Here is a 19,292-nt window from a genome sequence, read left to right as displayed (position 1 = left end):
ACCTGTAGAGATGCCGCGTCCCCGGGGTTCCGATCCGGCTGCGGCGTGCGAAGAAATCACGAGGAGAGATTATCATGATCCGCACCCTTTTAGCCACGACCGCCCTTGCGACGATGGTTGCAACCGGCGCCTTCGCGCAGAGCGCTACAACGACGGCCCCCGCGAACCAGCCTGCCGCCCAGGAGCCCGCCGCGACCGCGCCGGTGCCGCGCGCCGAAGGCAGCATCGTCACCAACATCATCGGCGAAACCGTCTACAATGGCACTGGCGACAATGCCGAGAATATCGGCAAGGTCACCGACGTCGTCTTCGACAAGGACGGCATGGCGAAATCCGTCGTCATCGGCGTCGGCGGCTTCCTTGGCGTTGGAACCAAGAATGTCGCCTTTGACTACGACAAGCTGCAATGGGCCGAGAAGAACGGCGACCGTTGGCTGGTGGCGCAGACCACCAAGGACGAACTGACGGCCCATCCGGAGTTCGACAGCAAGGCTTACGCACCGGCCCCGGCCGCAGCAACGAACACCCAGGCGCCGGCCACGTCGACCACCGCACAGGCGCCGGCCACATCGACCGACACCGCACAGCAGCCCGCCGAGGCGAACGCTGAGCCGGTCAAACAGGCTGATGGCAATCTGGCCACAAACATCATCGGTGAAAATGTCTACAACGGCACCGGCGATGACGCCCAGAAAATCGGCGACGTGAATGACATCGTGCTGACCAAGGAAGGCAAGGCGCAGTCGCTGATTATCGGCGTGGGCGGCTTCCTCGGCATCGGCGAGAAGAACGTCGCCTATGATTTCGCCAAGGCGAAGTGGGCGCAAAAGAACGGCGACCGCTGGCTGGTGGCGCAGACCACCAAGGAAGAGCTGCAGGCGCAGCCGGACTTCAACCGCAAGGCCTATGATCCGGCGCCGGCCACCACGGCATCCAACGAGCCGGCCGCCACCGCGCCATCGGCCACCACGACCGCTCCAGCCGCGGCTCCGGCGGACAAGACGGCAGCTGCGCCGGCTGACGCCACGGCTCCCGACCAGACGCAGACCGCCGCTATCGACAAGTCAACGCTGACCGCCATGCCGGTCGGAGAGATCAGGGCCGACGACCTGAAGGGCACCACCGTTTACGGCGCCAACGATGCCAAGGTTGGTGAGATCGGGGATGTGGTGCTGGCGCCGGATAAAAAGGCGGACGCGGTTATCATCGATGTCGGCGGCTTCCTTGGTATCGGGGAGAAAGAGGTCGCGGTCGGCATGGACAATCTGAAGTTCATGACCGACAAGAACGGCAAAAAATACCTCTATACAAGCTTCACCAAGGAAGAGCTCGAGAAGCAAGCGGCTTACGACAAGAACTCCTACGCGCAGAAGCGCGACGAGCAGCGTCTGATCGTGAAGTGAGAGTTAGGCAGTAGGCAGCATAGGCAGTAGGGACAATCCCTACTGCCTATTTGCCGTGCCAACGTGGCCAACCACGCCATTTCCCGTCAGTTCCGCCAGCGCCAGCGACTGGTCGAGATGCTCGGCCCGCCAGGCGAGCAGCCTTTCGGCGAATTCCAGCCGGGTGGAAAGATGTGCCGGACTGCGCGCGAGGTTCTTCAACTCGCCGGGGTCGGCCTCCATGTCGAAAAGCAGGGGCGGCAGGCCGCCGCCGAAATGCACGTATTTGAATTTCTTTGTACGGACGACAGCAAGGTTGCACTGGCGCGAAGGAATGCCGAAGTGCTGTTCGGCCTCACCGTCCGCGATCGAGCGGAAGTCGAACTCCCAATGCGCGGCGTCGCGCCAGACGGCGGGCGTTCCGCCGCTCAGGAAGGGTTTCAGCGAGCACCCGTCGAGATGCGGTTCGGGAGCCACGCCGATGAGGTCGATGAGCGTCGGCAAAATGTCCACGGCCTCGGTGAAGCGATCGACGGTGCTGCCGGCAGCCTTGCGATGGCGTGGATCGCGGATGATCAGCGGGATGTGGTAGCTGCCGTCGAAATAACCGCCCTTGCCCAGCATGAAGTGGTCGCCCATCATTTCGGCGTGGTCGGAGGTCAGCACGATGATGGTGTCGTTCCAGGCGCCTTGGGTTTTCAGCGCTTGCCAAAGGCGGCCGAGCTGCGCGTCGACCTCTGAGATCATGCCGTAATAGATTGCCCGGATGCGGCGGAAATCATCCTCGCTCCAGTCGTGTACCTTGCCCGTGGCGCCAGGGCGGAACTTCGCGCGTTTTTGCCGGCCAAGATCATAGGCGATGTAGGGGTGGCTCTGAGACTCGGCACGCCAGCTTTCCGCGCGGAAAAATGCGGGGCCATCGGCCGGATCGTATTGGGTGTTGAACGGTTCGGGTACGATGAAGGGCGGATGCGGGCTGATGAAGGAAAGATGGGCAAACCATGGCGTCGCCTCCTCCTGCTCGCTCAGCCAGCGAATGAATTCGCCGGCCAAGAAGGCCGTTGGCGTCTGGTCCTTCGAGTAGACGGGAGGCGCTTCCGTCACCGCGCCATCCGCCTCGCCCACGGAACGATGTATGTCGGGATATCCGGCGCTGTCATCGATGCCCTGCTGCTTCAGCCAGGACAGCCACTGCTTCTGATGTTCGGGCAGCAATTGGCGCGCCGTGAAGCCGGGCAGGACGCCTTCGTAGCTGCGCAACCGTGGATCGGCTGGTGCCAGCTGGCGCGGGTCGAGCGACACGTCGGTATAGCCGAACAAGGTCGGATCGTAACCGACGCTGCGCGCGGCCAGCGCTATATTGCCGTGGCGGGCATCGAGCGGCGTGCCGTTGCGGCAAACGCGGTTGTTCATCTGGTAGAGGCCGGTGTAGAGGCAGGCACGCGCCGGCGAGCACGGCGCCGCGCCGCCGTAATGGCGCTTGAACAGCACGCCTTCGGCGGCCAGCGCATCGGCATTGGACGTCTTCACCTGGGGATGGCCGGCAGCCGACAGGCAGTCGCCACGCCACTGGTCGCAGGTGATGAGGAGGACATTAGGCCGCCTGCCTTTTCCAGTCACTTGCTTTACCCTCCCGGTCCATTCGAATGTGCACATGGAACCCGATTCCATCAACCGCGCAAGGCCACCCGTTATCTGATTGGTGAACAAGGCGCTTTTTATTGTTCACTTTTAAAGCACAGTCCATTCTGTGTTTGCCGCCTTTGCCGCCGCCGATCGTGTCCTCATATTGACGTGGACAGCGGCAAGGGCCGCACAAAGCACCAAGGGAAGGGGCAGGATCATGCTCGACCAGATCAAGGGGCTGCATCACGTCACGTCGATGGCCAGGGATGCGCGCCAGAACAATGATTTCTTCACGCACAAGCTCGGTTTGCGCCGGGTCAAAAAGACTGTCAATTTCGACGCGCCCGATGTCTATCACCTTTATTACGCCGATGAGTTGGGCACGCCGGGTTCGGTTATGACCTACTTTCCATTTCCCAATATCGGCAAGGGCCGCCATGGTGTCGGCGAGGTCGGCACCACGGTCTACTCCGTGCCCGAAGGCACGCTCGGCTATTGGGAAAAGCGCTTCGCTGACGAAAACATAACCGGTGTCTCGCGTGAGGAAAGCTTCGGCGAGAAGCGGCTCGGATTCGCCGGCCCGGACGGCGACGGTTTCGCCCTCGTCGAGGACAAGGCGGACAGCCGTGCCCCATGGGTGAAGGGCGCCGTTCCCGCCGACGAGGCGATCCGTGGGTTTCACTCGGTTTCACTGAGGCTGAAGGACGGCGGCGCCACCGAGGAGCTGCTGAAATTCATGGGCTACGAGGAGGTCGCCAAGTCGGGCAATGTCAGACGGCTCGCGGTGAAGAATGGTAACGGCGCCGATGTCGTCGACATTGAATCGCTGCCGACTGCCCCGTTTGCGGATCTCGGCGCCGGCTCGGTCCATCATGTCGCCTTCGCCGTCGAGAACCGCGCCAAGCAGCTCGAAGTGCGCAAGGCGCTGATCGACACAGGTTACGGCGTGACGCCGGTGATCGACCGCGACTATTTCTTGGCGATCTATTTCCGCACGCCGGGCGGCGTGCTGTTCGAAGTCGCCACCAACGAGCCGGGATTCGACCGCGACGAGGACACCGCGCATCTGGGCGAGGCGCTGAAGCTGCCCACGCAGCACCAGCACCTGCGGCCCTATCTCGAACAGCATCTGCAGAAGCTGGAGGGCTGAGGCGATGAGCAAGGACGCTTACATTCACAAGGTGCTGCCCGGTTCGCCGGGCGGTCCGCTGCTCTTTGTCTTCCATGGCACGGGCGGCGACGAGAGCCAGCTTGTTTCGCTGGGGCGCGATCTCGCGCCCCAGGCCACCATTGTCTCGCCGCGCGGCGATGTTTCCGAACATGGGGCGGCGCGTTTCTTCCGCCGCACCGGTGAAGGCGTCTACGACATGGACGATCTGGCGCGGGCGACGGGCAAGATGGCTGAATTCGTCAAGGCGCATGTCGAAGCGGCCCATGTCGGGGCGGCCCATGTCGGGGCGGCCCATGTCGAGGTGGCAAAGCCATCGGCTGTGCTCGGTCTCGGCTATTCCAACGGCGCCAACATCCTGGCCTCGCTGGTGTTCGAAGCGCCCGACCTGTTCGACGCCACGGTGCTGATGCATCCGCTCATTCCGTTCGAACCGCAGGTGAAAGGAAGCCTCGCCGGCCGCCCCATCCTGGTGACGGCGGGCAGGCGGGATCCGATCTGCCCACCTAACCTGACGACGCGGCTCGAAGCCTATTTGCGCGCCGACGGCGCCGATGTCACAGTGGAATGGCATGAAGGCGGGCACGAGGTGCGGCCAAACGAAATCGAGGCGGCGCGGCGGCTCTTTGCCGGCGCCATGCAAGGAGTCTAGAGATGCCCGATCAACTGCCCGAGATCGAACTGGAAGATCGCGGCTCCAAGGGTCGCTATGTGCTGCGCGGCCCCGGCGGCGCCGAGGCCGAGATGACCTTCACCAAGATCGGCGAGCATCAGCTCATCATCGACCACACCGAAGTGCCGGACGCGTTTCGTGGCCAGGGCGCCGGGCTTCGGCTCGTCACCCGCGCCGTCGAGGATGCGCGGGCGGCGGGCAAGAAGATCATCCCGCTCTGCCCGTTCGCCAACGCGCAATTCCGCCGCCATCCGGAATGGGCCGACGTGCTCAAGCAATAGGGTCGGGCAGGCTTTGTCATTTGCGCGGGTGGCACATCTTGCCTAAGTGGGTATGATATATCGCTCCCGCGCCGATGAACCAACCGAATGACCCCCCATGACCGAATCCGATCTCGTCCCCGTCTTCGACGGCCATAACGACACGCTGCTGAGGCTCTATCAGTCCAAGAACACCGACGTCGAAAAGCTGTTCATCGAAGGGAAATCGGGCGGCCATATCGATCTGCCGCGCGCCAAGGCCGGCGGATTTGCCGGCGGCATGTTCGCCATTTTCCCGCCGCCGGTGGAGAAAGCGCGGCGCAGCGCCGTGCCCTCGGCGCCGAGCGATAGCGAGCCGCTGCCGCCCGAGGTTCCGCGCGCCGATGCGCTCAACTCGACGACCGCCATGGCGTCCATCCTGTTTCGGCTGGAGCGGGCCGGAGCGCTGGCCGTTTGCCGCAGTGCCGGTGATGTCCGCGCCGCCATGGCGCGAGGCACGATCGCCGCGGTGTTCCACATCGAGGGCGTCGAGGCGATCGACCCCGAGCTCACCCTGCTCGACGTACTGCATGCCGCGGGCCTGCGTTCGCTCGGCATCGTCTGGAGCCGGCCGAATGCATTCGGCCACGGCGTGCCGTTCCGTTTTCCGTCCTCGCCAGACACCGGGCCTGGCCTGACCGATGCCGGCAAGGCGCTGGTCAGGGCCTGCAATGAACTGAAGATCATGATCGACCTCTCGCATCTCAACGAGAAGGGCTTTCGCGATGTTGCTGAAATCAGCGATGCGCCGCTGGTCGCCACCCATTCCAACGTGCATGCGATTTGCGGCCATTCGCGCAATCTCACCGATTGGCAGCTCGGCGCGATCCGCGAGTCCGGCGGCATGGTCGGGCTCAACTTCGCCACGGGCTTCCTGCGCGAGGATGGCCGCATGAATGCCGACACCAGCCTCGACATCATGGTGCGCCATATCGATTCCCTGCTGCAGGCGCTGGGCGAGGATGGGGTCGGTCTCGGCTCGGATTTCGACGGCGCGATGATCCCGGCCGTCATCGGCGACGTTGCCGGCCTGCCGAAACTCATCGATGCGCTGGCGGCGCGTGGCTTCGGCAGGGCGCTGATCGAGAAGATCGCCTACCGCAACTGGCTAAGCATGCTGGAGCGCACGATCGGCTGAGCCAGCTAGGTGTCGTAGCCCATGCGCTTCAACCAATCCTTGCCAACGCCGCGGTCGCGGATGATCGGCAGCGGGTTCTCCGAATCGAGCCGGGCGCAGATGCGGTAGACTTCGAGCGTCTCGGCGCTCATCTCTTCGCGCTTGTAGAAGAACATGGCGGCGGCATAACGGGTGCGGCCCGACCATTTTTCGCCGAGCGGCGTGTTGACCAGCTCCCACTGTTCGGCGGCTTCGCCTTCCACATCCTCGGCCATGCTCAGAAATCCGCCGGTGGATTTGATGTGCGGCGGTCGAGCTTGATGAAGGGCCGCGCCACCACCTTGGCCCGTTTCATCAGCTTCTGATACTGCAATTCACGCATGGCGTAGATTTCGACCCAGAGGTCTTCCACGAGAGTATCACCATAAGGCCGCGCCAGCGAGGCGATGGCGATGTTGCGCTTGGCCATCGGCGACCACATTGCGGCGCTGACCAGTCCGACCTCCTGGCTCTTCTTGTAATAGACGATGGCGTGCTCGGCCGGGATGTTGCCCTCGATCTCCAGCCCGACCAGGACATGGCGCAGCCTGCGTTTTGTCCTCGCTTCGAGGATGGCGCGGCGGCCGTTGAAATGGCCTTTCTGCAGATCGATCATGAAGCCGAGGCCGATCTCGTCGGGCATGCGCAGGCGATCGGCGCGGATGGCGTGTTCGGCGGTGGTGAAATCGGCATTGGCGACAATCAGCCCGGCTTCGAGGCGCGCGCGGTTGAGCGCGGTGTAGCCGATGGCGCGGATGCCGCGCGGTTCCCCCGCCGTCATCAGCCGGTCCCACAGGCTCAACGCGTTGTCGGCCGGGACGAAGAGTTCGTAGCCGAGATCGCCGGTGAAGCCGGTGCGCGAGATGGTGACGGTGGCGCCATCATGTTCGAACTCGGCGAGATCAAAGACCTTTAGCTTGTCGACACCGGCGAAGCCGGCATCGCGCAGTACCGCGAACGAGGTCGGGCCCTGCAAGGCGAGCCCGGCGACGGCGTCTGTTTCCTCCCCGACGGTCACCTCGAAACCGAGGGCGCTGTCCAACAGCCAAGGCAGATGCCGCTCCTGCGAACAGAGCCGGAAGCGTGTCGGCGACAGGCGAAAAAGCGTGCCGTCGTCCAGGACAAAACCTTCGTCGTCGCACCACGCGGTGTAGTGGACGCGGCCGGGCCTGAGCCTGGTGACATCGCGTAAAGTGACGCGGTCGAGGAAGGCTTCGGCATCCGGCCCCTCGATCCGGTATTTGGTCATCGGCGAGATGTCGAACAGCGCCGCCTGGCTGCGAATGGCGAAATATTCGAGCTCCTCGTCCCACAGCGAATGCGGCGCGCGGTAACCGGCCCAATTGTACCAGTCCTGGGTCTTGGCCAGCGCATCGAGACGCGGCTGGAACGGCGTGCCGAGGCGCAGTGTGCGAAAGTGGGATTGCGCCGCTATGCGGGCGGCGGCGATAAGGTCTGGCGCAGGCGCGAGGGGCTTTTTCTTGGTTGCCTGGGCCATGGTCTACCCCTTCATCGCGATGATGCGCCGCGCCGCGTTCAAGCCGGGCGCACCCGAAACACCACCGCCGGGATGCGAACCGGCGCCGGCGAGGAACAGCCCGTCGAGCGGCGTGTCGTAACCCGACCAGCCGGAGACGGGGCGCGAGATCAGCATCTGATCGGCCTGCAATTCGCCGTGATGCCAGTGGCCACCGGGCATGCGGTAACGCTTTTCGATATCGGCTGGCGTCAGAAGCTCGGCATGGCGCACGGTTTTGCCGATGCCGGGCGCGTAGGCTTCCAACTGGGCCATGATCGCCGCGAGGAATTTAGGCTTGCCGGCATCCCAGCCCTCTTTCAACTGATAGGGAGCGTATTGCACCACGGCCGACAGCACGCAGGCGCCGCCGGGCGCCAGCGAGGCGTCGGCAAGGCTGGGCAGCGTGACCTCCATCACCGGCTCGGGCGAGAATTCGCCATATTTCGACGGATTGAAGGCGCGCTCGACATGATCGGGCGAGGGGGCAATGACAAGTCGGCCCTTGTGGTCGGCGGCAGCGGCGCCGGTGAACCGCGGCGGCCGGTCGAGCGCCAGATGAAGCTTGGCGGCATCGCCCTTCATGCGGATGTGCTTCACCTTGCGCATGAAGCCGGTGTCGACCTCACGCGGTCCGACGAGGTCGAGGAAGGTGGTTGCCGGGTTGATGGCGGAGACGATGGTGCTGGCGCGCAGCTCTTCTCCAGTGTCGAGCGCCACACCGACGGCGCGGCCGTTCTGGACAAGGATCCTTGCGACCGGCACCGACGTGCGGATGGTGACGCCGGCCTTGTCGGCGGCGGCGCGGAGCGCGGCGACCACCGCGCCCATGCCGCCTTGCGGCAGCCATTGCGCTCCGGCCGCGCCTCCGGTCTCGCCGGCCAGACGATAATAGAGGCCGAGCAGCGAGGTTGGCGAGCGCGGGCCGAGATGGCTGCCAAGCGTGGCGTCAAAGGCGAGCAGCCCCTTCAGCCTGTCGTCGGCGAGCTGCTCGTCGAGCAGGTCGGCGACGTTCATCAACAGCACGCGCAGGAAGTCGCGCATGTCTTCCTTGCCTAGCTTCTTCAGCGCCAATGCGGTCTGGCCGAGCGAAGCGGTCTCCAGCAGCGACATGCCGCCGAGATCGGGTGGGCGCCGCGCCAGGAACGGTTTCAATATGCCGGCATAGCGCAACAGCTGTGCGCGCAATTCCTTCCAGGCCGATTGCTCGGCGGAACTGGCACCGGTCAGCACCTCGCCATAGGCACCATGCAGGACGAGCGCCGGGCCGTCCTTCGACAGCGCAACCGACGGGATGAAGTCGGCACGGGCGATCCGCAGCCCGTGCTTTTCCAGCTCCAGCGTCTTCATCACATCGGGATGCAGCCGGTTCAGCACATGCGCGATCGAGGAAACGCGAAAGCCGGGCGCGAATTCCTGGGTGCGCGCCGCGCCGCCGAGTTCGGCTGCGGCTTCCAGCACCAGCACCTTGCGGCCGGCCTTCGCCAGCGTGGCGGCGGCGACAAGCCCGTTATGGCCGCCGCCGATAACGATGCCATCAAATAACGTCATGGGCCGGGCTCATATGCGAGGTGGATTTGGCGAGGTCGCGCAGGATTTCGGCAGCGGCGTTGCGGCCGGGCGCGCCCATGACGCCGCCGCCGGGATGGGTCGAGGAGCCGCACATATAGAGCCCGCCAACCGGCGACCGATACTGCGCGTAGCCCGGCACCGGGCGATTGAACAAAAGCTGGTCGAAGGTGAGTTCGCCCTGAAAGATATTGCCTTCGGTGAGACCGACCTCGGCTTCGATTTCGCGCGGCGTGCGCACCTCCATATGGACAATGCGGTCGCGAAACCCAGGCGAGTACTCAGCGATCTGCGCGATGACGCTCTCGGCAAAACCGTCGCGATCGGCATCGGTCCAGTCGCGGCCGTTCACCTTGGGCGGCGCGTATTGAATGAAGCAGCTCATGAAGTGTTTGCCCGGCGGCGCCATGGTCGGATCGAGCGTCGTCGGGATGACCATGTCGAGGAAGGGATCGGCTGACCAGCGGCCGGCCTTCCAGTCGTCATAGGCGCGCTCCATGCGCTCCATGGAATCGGTGAAATGCATGTCGCCGCGATAGACGGGCGAATCCTTCGGCAGAGCGGGGAATTCCGGCAGCGAATCGAGCGCGATGTTGACCTTGCCGGAGGAACCGCGAATCTTGAAGTTCTTCACCCGCCGCAGGAAGATGTCGGGAAGTTCCTTCTCCTCGACGAGTTTCAGGAAGGTGCGCTTCACGTCGGCATTGGAGACGACCAGCTTGCCGTAGATTTCCTCGCCGCCGGCCAGAACCACGCCCCTGGCCTTGCCTCGGCTCACCAGCACATGGTCGACCTCGGCGCCGGTGCGGATCGTGCCGCCCGATGCCTTGAAGGAGGTCGCCAGCGCCTTGGTCACCGCTCCCATGCCGCCGCGGGCATAGCCCCAGGCGCCAACGGAACCATCGACCTCGCCCATGTAATGGTGCAGCAGCACATAGGCGGTGCCGGGCGACATCGGCCCGAGCGCCGTGCCGATGATGCCGGACAAGGCGAAGTTCGCCTTGATGACGTCGGTCTCGAAATATTCGTCGAGGAATTCCGAGATCGACATGGTCCAGAAGCGCAGGGTCAGCGCCATTTCCTCCGCTGACAACCCGGCGAATTTCTTGCCGAGATAGAGGAGTTCGCCGAGGTCGCGCGGGCGCAGGCTGGTCGGGTCCGGCGCGGTGCGCATCAACAGCGGCTGGATGAAGCGGCATTGCCGCGTCACGTCGCGGGCGTAGCGGTCATAGGCCTCGGCATCCCTTTTGGAGAAGCGCGCGAATTCGCGCCGGTGCGCATCGTGGTCGCGGTAGTTGGCGAGGTAGTCACCGTCGCGCGTGAACACCGCGCCGCCCTCATAGGAGATGACCTGCAGGCCGAAGCGCGGCAGTTCGAGGTCGCGCATGATCTCGGGGCGGAACAGCGAGCAGACATAGGAGCAGTTGGAGTAGAGGAAGCCCGGCGTCAGCTCGCGGCTGGTGGCCGCGCCGCCGACCCAGTCGTTCTTCTCGACCACCAGCACGTCGAGACCGGCACGCTGCAGGTAGCAGGCGTTGACCAGGCCGTTATGTCCGCCGCCGATGATGATCGCATCCCAAGCTTTCATTTTGGCCCCGGTCCTCCCTCTTTCGCCCAATTCCCAAGGGAAAGCGCTGCGCGCTTTTCCCGGGAAAACCGCTCACGGTTTTCCTGGATTCGCTTAGGCGATCCGCTGTTCATTTTTGCGTGATCTGTTCCCGAATGCGCGGAATTTGGCACGGCATCGGCCATTTTGTCCAGTCATTCTGAATGAATGTTCAACAAACGGTGTTGCGTTTTCGCGCATGTACGCTACGCTTTGCCGGCGTTCGAACGAGCATTCCGTCGATTGGGGACCGAGGGCTGATGATCGAAGCGGCAGAGGCCGAACCGGAATATGACGACACCGCCATCCGCTTCCTCGAGGCGCTGTGGGGCGAAGGCTATCTGTCGCCAGGCGGACCCGAGGAGGTAAACCGGGTGGTCGAGGGCCTTTCGCTGAAGGGCAGGACGATCCTCGATATCGGTTGCGGCTGCGGCGGCATCACGCTGCATCTGGTCGAGCATCACGGCGCGGCGCATGCCGCCGGTTTCGATGTCGAACGGCCGGTGATCGCGGCGGCCAGACAGCGCGCCGCCGCGCGTGGCCTTGGCGGGCGCGCCAGCTTCGTTCAGGCGCCGCCGGGATTGCTGCCTTTCGCCGACAGCTCGTTCGATGTCGTCTTCTCCAAGGATGCGCTGCTGCATGTGGCTGACAAGGACGCCCTGTTCGCCGAGATATTTCGCGTGCTCAAGCCGGGGGGTGTTTTCGCAGCCTCCAACTGGATGATCTCGCATGACGGCGAGCCGTCGCCCGAGATGAAGGCCTATGTCGCGGCCGAGGGGCTGTCCTTCGCCATGGCTTCACCGGCGCGCTATGCCAAGGCGATGCGTGGCGCGGGCTTTGCCGATATCACCGTCAGGGACCGCAATCCCTGGTATCGCGAGATCGCGCGCGGGGAGCTGGAAAGGCTGAAAGGGCCGCTCTATCCGGCCGTTACCGCCGTGGTGGGCGCTGCCTATGTCGACAAGAACATCAAGACCTGGGAGGCCATGCAGAAGGTGCTTGACAGTGGCGAGCACCGTCCCACTCATCTTCGCGGATGGAAGCCGGATGCAAAGGGATAGCCGGCGATGCTGGAGGCCATCACACGCATGAAGACGGCAGACGCCAGGGACGCCCTGCTCGAACCGGCACGCAAAGTCGACGCCGAGAAGCGCGGGCGCAAGGCCTCGAAAGAGGTCAGGCAGCTTCAGCTCATCGAGGCGACGATCGATTCGCTTGCCAAGCGCGGCTATTCCGAGACGACGATGGCCGATGTCGCCGACGGCGCCGGCCTGTCGCGCGGCATCGTCAATTTCCACTTCGAGAGCAAGGAAAAGCTGCTCGTCGCCACCTTGCAGTATATGTATGATGAATACTCAGCGCACTGGCGCAATGCGCTGCAGAAAGCGGGGGACGACCCCGCCCGCCAGTTGCAGGCGCTGGTCGCGGCAGATTTCGATCGTTCGATCTGCAACAAGCGCAAGCTCGCCGCCTGGTGCGCCTTCTGGGGCGAGGCCAAGTCGCGGCCGACCTACCAGGCACTGAGCAGCGCGCGCGACGTGGTCTACCAAGATATCTTCATCGAGCTCTGCGCCGCGCTGAAGCAGAGCGGCTCCTATGCCTATGAGCCGCAGGTCATGGCCTTGGCGCTCAGCGCCATGCTGGAAGGCTTGTGGCTGCGGTTGATGATGGGAACCGAGGACACCACCCGCGAGACCGCCTTGCAGGCGGCCAATGAATTCCTGTCGGCGGCGTTCCCCAAACATTACCCGCGGAAGGCCGCCGGCACGACAGGATCATAAAAACAGAACACCACAGAGGATGGAACAGCGATGAAGACATTCACACGACGCCTGACCCTGACATTTGCGCTGGCCGCGACGCTGGCGACTTCCGCCGCCGCCCTGGCGATCGCCGCCGACAAGGACCTGATCGTGTTCGACTGGTCGGGCTATGAGGCCCCGAGCTTCCATCCGAAATATGTCGAGAAGAACGGCGATTCCCCGACCTTCGCCTTCTTCGGCGACGAGGACGAGGCGTTCGAGAAAGTCCGCTCCGGCTTCAAGGCAGACCTTGGCCACCCCTGTTCGCAGAGCGTGACGAAGTGGCGCGAGGCCGGCCTGCTGCAGCCGCTCGACACCTCGAAGATCGCGGGCTGGAAGGATCTCAATCCCGGTATTATGGCGATGAAAAATCTCGCCACGACCGATGACGGCAAGGCCTGGTTCATGCCCTGGGACTGGGGCAACACGCAGCTCACCTACAACTCTTCGAAGATCGACGCCAAGGATGTGCAGTCGCTGAAGGCCTTCGCCGATCCGAAGTTCAAGGGCCGGGTGTCGATCGGCGACAATGTCGACGATGCCTATGCGCTGGCGGCGCTCGCCATCGGGCTGAAGGACTGGACCAAGATGACGGACGACCAGTTCAAACAGGCGTCCGACTTCCTGCGCGAGGTGCACAAGAATGTCCGCTCCTACTGGACCGACACCACCGACGTCGTCCAGCTGCTCTCCGGGGGCGAGGTCGATCTCGCCTGGGCCTGGAACGACGCGACGGTTCAGTCGGTCGCCGCCGGCGTGCCGATCAAGTCCGTAAAGGATACGAATGAAGGCATCTCGACCTGGGTCTGCGGCTATGTGCTGTTCAAGGACGCGCCCGGCAATGTCGAGAAGGCCTACGATTATCTCAACGCCGTCAACGATCCCGAGATCGCCAAGGTGCTGGTCAAGGACTGGGGCTATGGCCAGGCCAACGCCAAGGGCATGGCTGGCGTCGACCAGGCGATCCTGAAGGAAAAAGGCTATGACGACGTGCAGAAATTCGTCGACAAGACGCTGTTCCAGTCGCCGTTGCCGTCCGATCTCAAGCTCAAGATGATCGCCGAATTCGAGAAGATCAAAGCGGGGTACTAGCCCTCCGTTCGAAGAGCCCATCTGCCGGCACCGCTGGCGGATGGGCTCGCCAAAGCGTGTGAATTTGCCTAACCTCGCCCCGACATCTTTCGCGATGAGGGAGTTTTCGCGCCATGAATTCCATGCTTCACCGCCTTGTCGTCGCCGCAGCCTGCATGATGGGCGCCGGCGCGGTCTATGCCTTCGCGGAAGGCGGCGGCGAGCTCGTCGTGTTCGACTGGTCCGGCTATGAGGACCCGTTGCTGCATCCCGCCTACACCGCCAAACATGGCGCCGAGCCGACCTTCGCCTTCTTCGGCGACGAGGACGAGGCGTTCGAGAAGATGCGGGCCGGCTTCAAGGCAGACATCGCGCATCCCTGTTCGCAAAGCGTGTCGAAATGGCGCGACGCTGGCATGCTGCAGCCGCTCGATACGTCCCGGATCGCCGGCTGGAAGGATCTCAATCCCGGCATCATGGCGATGAAGAACCTCGCCACCACCGAGGACGGCAAGGCTTGGTTCATGCCGTTCGACTGGGGCAATACGGCGTTGCTCTATCGCACCGACAATGTGACGGCCGACGAGGCGAAGTCGCTGCGGATCCTGGCCGATCCGAAATTCAAGGGGCGCGTCACCATCGGTGACAATGTCGACGACGCCTATGCGTTGGCGAGCCTGGTCATCGGGCTCAAGGACTGGACCAAGATGACCGACGCCCAGTTCAAGGAGGCGTCCGACTTCCTGCGCCAGGTGCACAAGAACGTCCGTCTCTACTGGACCGATTCGAGCGACATCGATCAGGCCTTTTCCGGCAACGAGGTCGACCTCGCCTGGGGGTGGGGCCAGACGCTGATCGCGATGAGCGGGCAAGGCGTTCCCGTCGCCATGAACAGGGATACCAAGGAGGGGATGTCGACCTGGGTCTGCGGCTACGTGCTGATGAAGGACGCGCCGGGAAAGCTCGACCAGGCCTATGATTTCCTGAGCGCGGTCAATGCGCCCGATATCTCGAAATACATGGTCACGACTTTCGGCTATGGCCATGGCAACAGTGCCGGCATGGCGACGATCGACCACAAGGTGCTGGCCGAGCGCGGCTTCGACGACATCGACAAATTCCTCGACAAGACCCTGTTCCAGCAGCCGGTTGCGCCGGAACTGAAGAAGCGGATGGTCGACGAGTTCGAGAAGATCAAGGCCGGCTATTGAACGACAAAACCGAAAGAACCGACGTCGTCATCGTCGGCGCCGGCTTTACCGGCCTGTCGGCCGCGCTCGAACTGAAACAGGCCGGCATCGATTTTGTGCTGCTCGAAGCGCGCGATCGTGTCGGCGGGCGGGTCGAGGCTGTCCGCAACGAGCTGGGCGAATTGATCGACAGCGGCGGTCAGTTCCTGTGCGTGGATATGCCCGAGGTGATGGCGCTGGCCAAGGCACACGGCAAGACGCTCGTCGAGACCTATGTCGATGGCGAGTTCATCACCCATCCATCGCTGACCCCGGCGAGAGCCGAGCGTACCTATCATGCGTCGATGGCGATCCGCGAGCGCATGAACAGCACCGATCCGGACGACCCGGCAATTGCCGGACTGACTGTCGCGGCCTGGTTGGAACAACAGCATGACACGGCCGATACCAAGGCGGCTTTCCGGTCGCTCGTAGAAGGGCTGTGGTGCCTGGCGGCGGACAAGGTGCCGCTCTGGTACCTGATCGACAATGATCGCCGCATCACAAACGAGGTGTTCGAGCTGCAGTATTTCCTGCGCGAGACCATGCAATCGCTGGCCGAGGATTTGGCCGGCGAGCTCGGCGACCGGCTGCGGCTGAACGAAGCGGCAACGCGGATCGAGCATGGATCGCAGGGCGTTCGTATCGCCACGACGGCGGGGGCCGTCGAAGCACGGGAGGTGCTGATCGCCCTGCCGCCGGCGACGGCCGCCAAGCTCGAATTCTCGCCCGCCTTACCTGATGCCCTGGCGAATGCGCTGACCGTCTGGGAAAGCGGCGCGGTGATCAAGATGCTGGTGCGCTACGGCAAGCCATTCTGGCGCGAGCGCGGCCTGAGCGGCATGGTCATGTGGCGCGATCTGCCTGGACTGTTTGTTTGCGATGGCAGCAAGGACAGTGACCATGCCGCGGTCATCGTCTTCGTTGGCGGCCCCCTGGCGCAGCGCTGGCACGCGCTCGGCGACGCGGCATTGCAGGCGGAAGTAACGGCAAGGCTGGTGGATGCGTTCGGCCCCGCGGCAAACGATGTCCTCGACCTCAGCGCCCGCGACTGGACGAACGATCGTTGGAGCGGCGGCGCCTATAGCGACCTCATCGTCGATGTGACGGCCAGGGATGCCGAGCGCACCATTCTTGCCGGCGCGCCGCCGCTGCATTTCGCATCGTCGGAATTGTCGCCGTCATTCCCGGGCTATGTCGAAGGCGCCATCGTGGCCGGGCGCATCGCGGCGGGCAAGGCCATCGCCGATTTTCAGTCGGCCATCGCCACCAACGCTTCCGGATCATAGGCGAGGCGGATCGAGGTGCCGACCGGGATGTCGTCGGCGCCGAAATCGTTGGTCTCGGTCACCGACAGCGGCTTTTCCAGGCCGGGGATTTCGACGATCAGATGGGTGATCTCGCCGAAATAGTGGCGCTCGACCACCTTGCCGGCGACCTCGAATTTGGCTGTCGCATTGTCCCACAGCACGCGCAGGCGCTCCGGCCGGATGCCGAGCGTCGCGCCGCCGCCATTGCGCACGAAAGCCTTCGGCTTGTCGGTCTTGATGCGGCCGAATCCCAGCGTGTCCACGACCAGCGAGGCGCCGCTCTCCTCGACGATCTCAGCCTTGACGAAATTCATGCCGCCCAGGAAATCGGCGACCTGGCGGTTGACCGGCCGCTGGTAGATTTCCTTGGGCGAGGCGACCTGGGCGATCTTGCCGCCAAACATCACGGCGATGCGGTCGGACATTGCGAGCGCCTCATACTGGTCATGGGTGACGAGCACGAAGGTGATGCCGACGGCCTGCTGCAGGCGGCGCAGTTCGACCTGCATCTGCTCGCGCAGTTTCTTGTCGAGCGCCGACAGCGGTTCGTCGAGCAAAAGCACCTTAGGCCGCATCACCAGTGCGCGGGCCAGCGCCACACGCTGGCGCTGGCCGCCGGAGAGTTCGGTGGCGAGCCGCTTGCCGAGACCGGTGAGCGAGACCTGGGCCAGCGCCTCCTCGACGCGGCGCTTTTCCTCACCGCCCTGCAGCTTCAGCCGCTTCAGTCCGTAGGCGACATTCTGTTCGACATTGAGGTGCGGGAAGATGGCGTAGCTCTGGAACACCATGTTGGTCGGCCGGCGGTTGGCCGGGATGCCCTCCATGGGCTGGCCGCCGACCGCAATCGAACCGCTGGTCGGGTTGTCGAACCCGGCGATCATGCGCAAGAGGGTGGTCTTGCCGCAGCCGGAGGGGCCAAGCAGCGAGAAGAACTCGCCTTCCCTGATGGTCAGGGAGGCGTCGTCCAGCGCCTTGAACGCTCCGTAGCTGCGGGTGACGTTCTTGATCTCGATCATGGATCGTTGCGGCTGCTCAGGCATAGAGGCCTCCCTCGTTCTGGGTGCGTCTGGCCGCGCGGCGACGCAGGATTTCGGCGATCGTCATCAACAGGAAAGAAGCGACCAAGAGCAACGTGCCGAGCGCCAGCACGCCGGGCAGTTTCGAGGCGAAACGCAACTGGCCCCAGATGTAGATCGGCAGCGTCGCCTCGGTGCCGGTCAGGAAAAAGGCGATGATGAATTCGTCCAATGAAATGGTGAAGCAGACGAGCAGGCTGGAGATGATGGCCGGCGCCACCATCGGCAGCGTCACACGCCGGAACGTGCCGAAGGCGCTCTCGCCGAGATCGGCGGAGGCTTCCTCCAGGCTGCGGTCGAAACCCTCGAAGCCGGAGGTCAGCACCGTCATCGAATAGGGGATGCAGACCAGGACATGGCCGAGCACGACGGTGAACAGCGACAGGCTCAAGCCAAGCTGCAGCATCACCAGCAGCATGGAGATGGCAACGATCACTTCGGGCAGCACCAGCGGCGCCATGATCAGTCCGTTGATGGCACGGCGGCCGGGATAGCGGTAGCGGGTAATGGAGCGGGCCGCGAGGATGCCGAGCACGGTGGCGAGCACGGAAGCCGACACACCGACGATCAGGCTGTTCCAGGCAGCGTCGAGCAGCGCCGGCGTGCGCGGCAGGTCCTCGTACCATTGCAGGGTGAAGCCGGTGAGCGGGAATTTCGGTGTGGGCGCCGTGTTGATCGAGAAGATCGGCAGGAAGATGACCGGCAGATAGAGGAAGACGATGTAGAGGAACGCATAGGCGGACAGCCAGCCGCCGGGCAGGAAACGAGACCGCGCTGTCATCGAGCCATCCTTTGCAAGGCGCGGATGATCAGCACCGTGGCGCCGGCCATCAGTGAGACGATCAGCATGGTGGTGACGGAAAGTGCCGCACCGAGCGGCCAGTTGGCGGCCTTGCCGAACTGCGCCTGGATGGCATTGGCGATCATCACGCCGTCCTTGCCGCCGACGAGCTTTGGCGTGACGTAGTCGCCGACCGTCGGGATCATGACGATCAGCGCCGCTGAAATGATGCCTGGCGCCGACAGCGGCAAGGTCACGCGCAGGAACGAGCGCAACGGGCCGTCGCCAAGGTCCGTGGCTGCTTCGACCAGCGTGCGGTCCACCTTCTCCAGGGATACGAAAATCGGCAGGATGGCGAAGGCCGCCCAGGCATGGGTGAGCGTGATGATGACGGCGCTCGAATTGTAGAGCAGGGCGGTCGACGGTTCATCGATGATGCCGAGGCCCATCAGCCCGGAATTCAAGACGCCATTATAGCCCAGGATGACCTTCCACGACATGACGCGCAGGAGATAGCTGGTCCAGAACGGGATGGTGATGAGGAACAGCCAGAGGCTCTTGTGACGGCCGCCATGGAAGGAAATGAAGTAGGCGATCGGGTAGGCGAGGAGGACCGTAAAGAAACTGACCGTCAGCGAGATGTAGAGCGAGCGCCACAGGAGATCGCGGTAGATCGGCTCGGTCAGTGCGACGCGGTAGTTTTCCAGCGTGAAGGTGCGGTCGATGGTCAGGTAATGCTGCGTCCAGAAGGAGTGGGCGATGACCACCAGGATCGGCAGGACCAGGAGGATGAGCGCGTAGAGGAAGGTTGGGCTGATCAGGGCAAAGCCCTGTACGGGCTCGGATTGCAGAAGGGCATTTCGTCTGGCCCGCGTCATGCGCAGCGGGGGCGCCCCTTCCGCGGCCGCCGTCATTGCCCGACTCCGGGGGGCAGCGCTCCGGGCATGATCTTGGTTGCTGGCCTGGACTCTTGCGCCATGCGGCATCCCATTTTGATGACGCCGACTGTTGTTCCCCTTGCCGGCTTT

General features: G+C 63.8%; 18 protein-coding genes. 10 read left to right on the top strand and 8 right to left on the bottom strand.

Translation table 11 applies throughout. The features are described 5' to 3' along the window. The first annotated feature begins 74 nt into the window (after positions 1-74). Positions 75-1,403: a PRC-barrel domain-containing protein gene (locus tag LB569_RS26000; protein ID WP_224694621.1), complete on the top strand. Its 1,329-nt coding sequence runs from the start codon at positions 75-77 to the stop codon at positions 1,401-1,403. Between the two features lie 39 nt (positions 1,404-1,442). Here LB569_RS26000 and LB569_RS25995 read toward each other — a convergent pair whose 3' ends face one another. Beyond that, complete coding sequence (locus tag LB569_RS25995) at positions 1,443-3,002, bottom strand: alkaline phosphatase family protein (RefSeq protein ID WP_224694620.1); 1,560 nt, start codon at positions 3,000-3,002, stop codon at positions 1,443-1,445. Positions 3,003-3,225: 223 nt separating this feature from the next. Here LB569_RS25995 and LB569_RS25990 point away from each other — a divergent pair, with 223 nt between their 5' ends. The 4 genes from LB569_RS25990 (at position 3,226) to LB569_RS25975 (ending at position 6,286) form a co-directional block, all read left to right on the top strand. After that, positions 3,226-4,158, top strand: coding sequence for a VOC family protein (locus LB569_RS25990; RefSeq protein ID WP_224694619.1), 933 nt, complete (start codon positions 3,226-3,228; stop codon positions 4,156-4,158). Positions 4,159-4,162: 4 nt separating this feature from the next. Beyond that, positions 4,163-4,828 carry an alpha/beta hydrolase gene (locus LB569_RS25985; RefSeq protein WP_224694618.1) on the top strand — a complete coding sequence of 222 codons (666 nt, stop codon included), beginning with the start codon at positions 4,163-4,165 and terminating at the stop codon, positions 4,826-4,828. Between the two features lie 2 nt (positions 4,829-4,830). Next, the gene (locus LB569_RS25980; RefSeq protein WP_140708095.1) at positions 4,831-5,130 is read left to right on the top strand and encodes a GNAT family N-acetyltransferase; all 300 of its coding nucleotides are present in this window, start codon (positions 4,831-4,833) and stop codon (positions 5,128-5,130) included. A 97-nt stretch (positions 5,131-5,227) separates the two neighbouring features. After that, entirely contained in the window at positions 5,228-6,286 is a 1,059-nt protein-coding gene (locus LB569_RS25975) for a dipeptidase (protein ID WP_224694617.1), read from the top strand. Positions 6,287-6,291: 5 nt separating this feature from the next. Here the strand turns inward: LB569_RS25975 and LB569_RS25970 are convergent, their stop codons facing one another. From LB569_RS25970 to LB569_RS25955, 4 genes are read right to left on the bottom strand one after another with little or no spacing between them, the layout of a single operon-like run. Next, positions 6,292-6,540 (bottom strand): hypothetical protein, encoded by a 249-nt coding sequence (locus LB569_RS25970; RefSeq protein WP_224694616.1) that lies wholly within the window; start codon positions 6,538-6,540, stop codon positions 6,292-6,294. A 2-nt stretch (positions 6,541-6,542) separates the two neighbouring features. Continuing rightward, on the bottom strand, positions 6,543-7,802 hold the full coding sequence (locus LB569_RS25965) for an aminomethyltransferase family protein (protein WP_224694615.1): 1,260 nt from the start codon (positions 7,800-7,802) through the stop codon (positions 6,543-6,545). A gap of 3 nt (positions 7,803-7,805) precedes the next feature. Further along, positions 7,806-9,371, bottom strand: a complete 1,566-nt coding sequence (locus LB569_RS25960; protein WP_224694614.1) for a phytoene desaturase family protein — start codon at positions 9,369-9,371, stop codon at positions 7,806-7,808. Next, positions 9,358-10,977, bottom strand: a complete 1,620-nt coding sequence (locus tag LB569_RS25955; RefSeq protein WP_224694613.1) for a phytoene desaturase family protein — start codon at positions 10,975-10,977, stop codon at positions 9,358-9,360. The genes LB569_RS25960 and LB569_RS25955 overlap by 14 nt, the downstream gene beginning before the upstream one ends. 278 nt (positions 10,978-11,255) lie before the next feature. On the opposite strand from LB569_RS25955, the gene LB569_RS25950 reads away from it, so the two are divergent. From LB569_RS25950 to LB569_RS25930, 5 genes are all read left to right on the top strand, one after another. Next, on the top strand, positions 11,256-12,056 hold the full coding sequence (locus LB569_RS25950; protein ID WP_224694612.1) for a methyltransferase domain-containing protein: 801 nt from the start codon (positions 11,256-11,258) through the stop codon (positions 12,054-12,056). Positions 12,057-12,062: 6 nt separating this feature from the next. Further along, positions 12,063-12,776, top strand: a complete 714-nt coding sequence (gene betI, locus LB569_RS25945) for a transcriptional regulator BetI (RefSeq protein WP_224694611.1) — start codon at positions 12,063-12,065, stop codon at positions 12,774-12,776. Positions 12,777-12,806: 30 nt separating this feature from the next. Further along, positions 12,807-13,889, top strand: a complete 1,083-nt coding sequence (locus LB569_RS25940; RefSeq protein WP_224694610.1) for an ABC transporter substrate-binding protein — start codon at positions 12,807-12,809, stop codon at positions 13,887-13,889. Between the two features lie 113 nt (positions 13,890-14,002). Next, positions 14,003-15,079, top strand: coding sequence for an extracellular solute-binding protein (locus tag LB569_RS25935; protein ID WP_224694609.1), 1,077 nt, complete (start codon positions 14,003-14,005; stop codon positions 15,077-15,079). Next, positions 15,076-16,386, top strand: a complete 1,311-nt coding sequence (locus LB569_RS25930) for a flavin monoamine oxidase family protein (protein WP_263579787.1) — start codon at positions 15,076-15,078, stop codon at positions 16,384-16,386. The genes LB569_RS25935 and LB569_RS25930 overlap by 4 nt, the downstream gene beginning before the upstream one ends. Here LB569_RS25930 and LB569_RS25925 read toward each other — a convergent pair. The 3 genes from LB569_RS25925 to LB569_RS25915 are packed head-to-tail and all read right to left on the bottom strand — an operon-like array spanning position 16,350 to position 19,178. After that, entirely contained in the window at positions 16,350-17,423 is a 1,074-nt protein-coding gene (locus tag LB569_RS25925) for an ABC transporter ATP-binding protein (RefSeq protein ID WP_140708510.1), read from the bottom strand. The genes LB569_RS25930 and LB569_RS25925 overlap by 37 nt on opposite strands. A gap of 16 nt (positions 17,424-17,439) precedes the next feature. Continuing rightward, the gene (locus tag LB569_RS25920; protein ID WP_140708117.1) at positions 17,440-18,264 is read right to left on the bottom strand and encodes an ABC transporter permease; all 825 of its coding nucleotides are present in this window, start codon (positions 18,262-18,264) and stop codon (positions 17,440-17,442) included. Beyond that, positions 18,261-19,178 (bottom strand): ABC transporter permease, encoded by a 918-nt coding sequence (locus tag LB569_RS25915; protein ID WP_140708119.1) that lies wholly within the window; start codon positions 19,176-19,178, stop codon positions 18,261-18,263. Before LB569_RS25915 ends, LB569_RS25920 begins: the two co-directional genes overlap by 4 nt. Positions 19,179-19,292: the final 114 nt, after the last annotated feature.

The sequence above is a fragment of the Mesorhizobium sp. BH1-1-4 genome (genome assembly GCF_020165665.1).
Taxonomy (GTDB): Bacteria; Pseudomonadota; Alphaproteobacteria; order Rhizobiales; family Rhizobiaceae; genus Mesorhizobium.
Note: the sequence above shows the minus strand (reverse complement) of the source record. Positions and strands in the feature narration are given on the sequence as shown.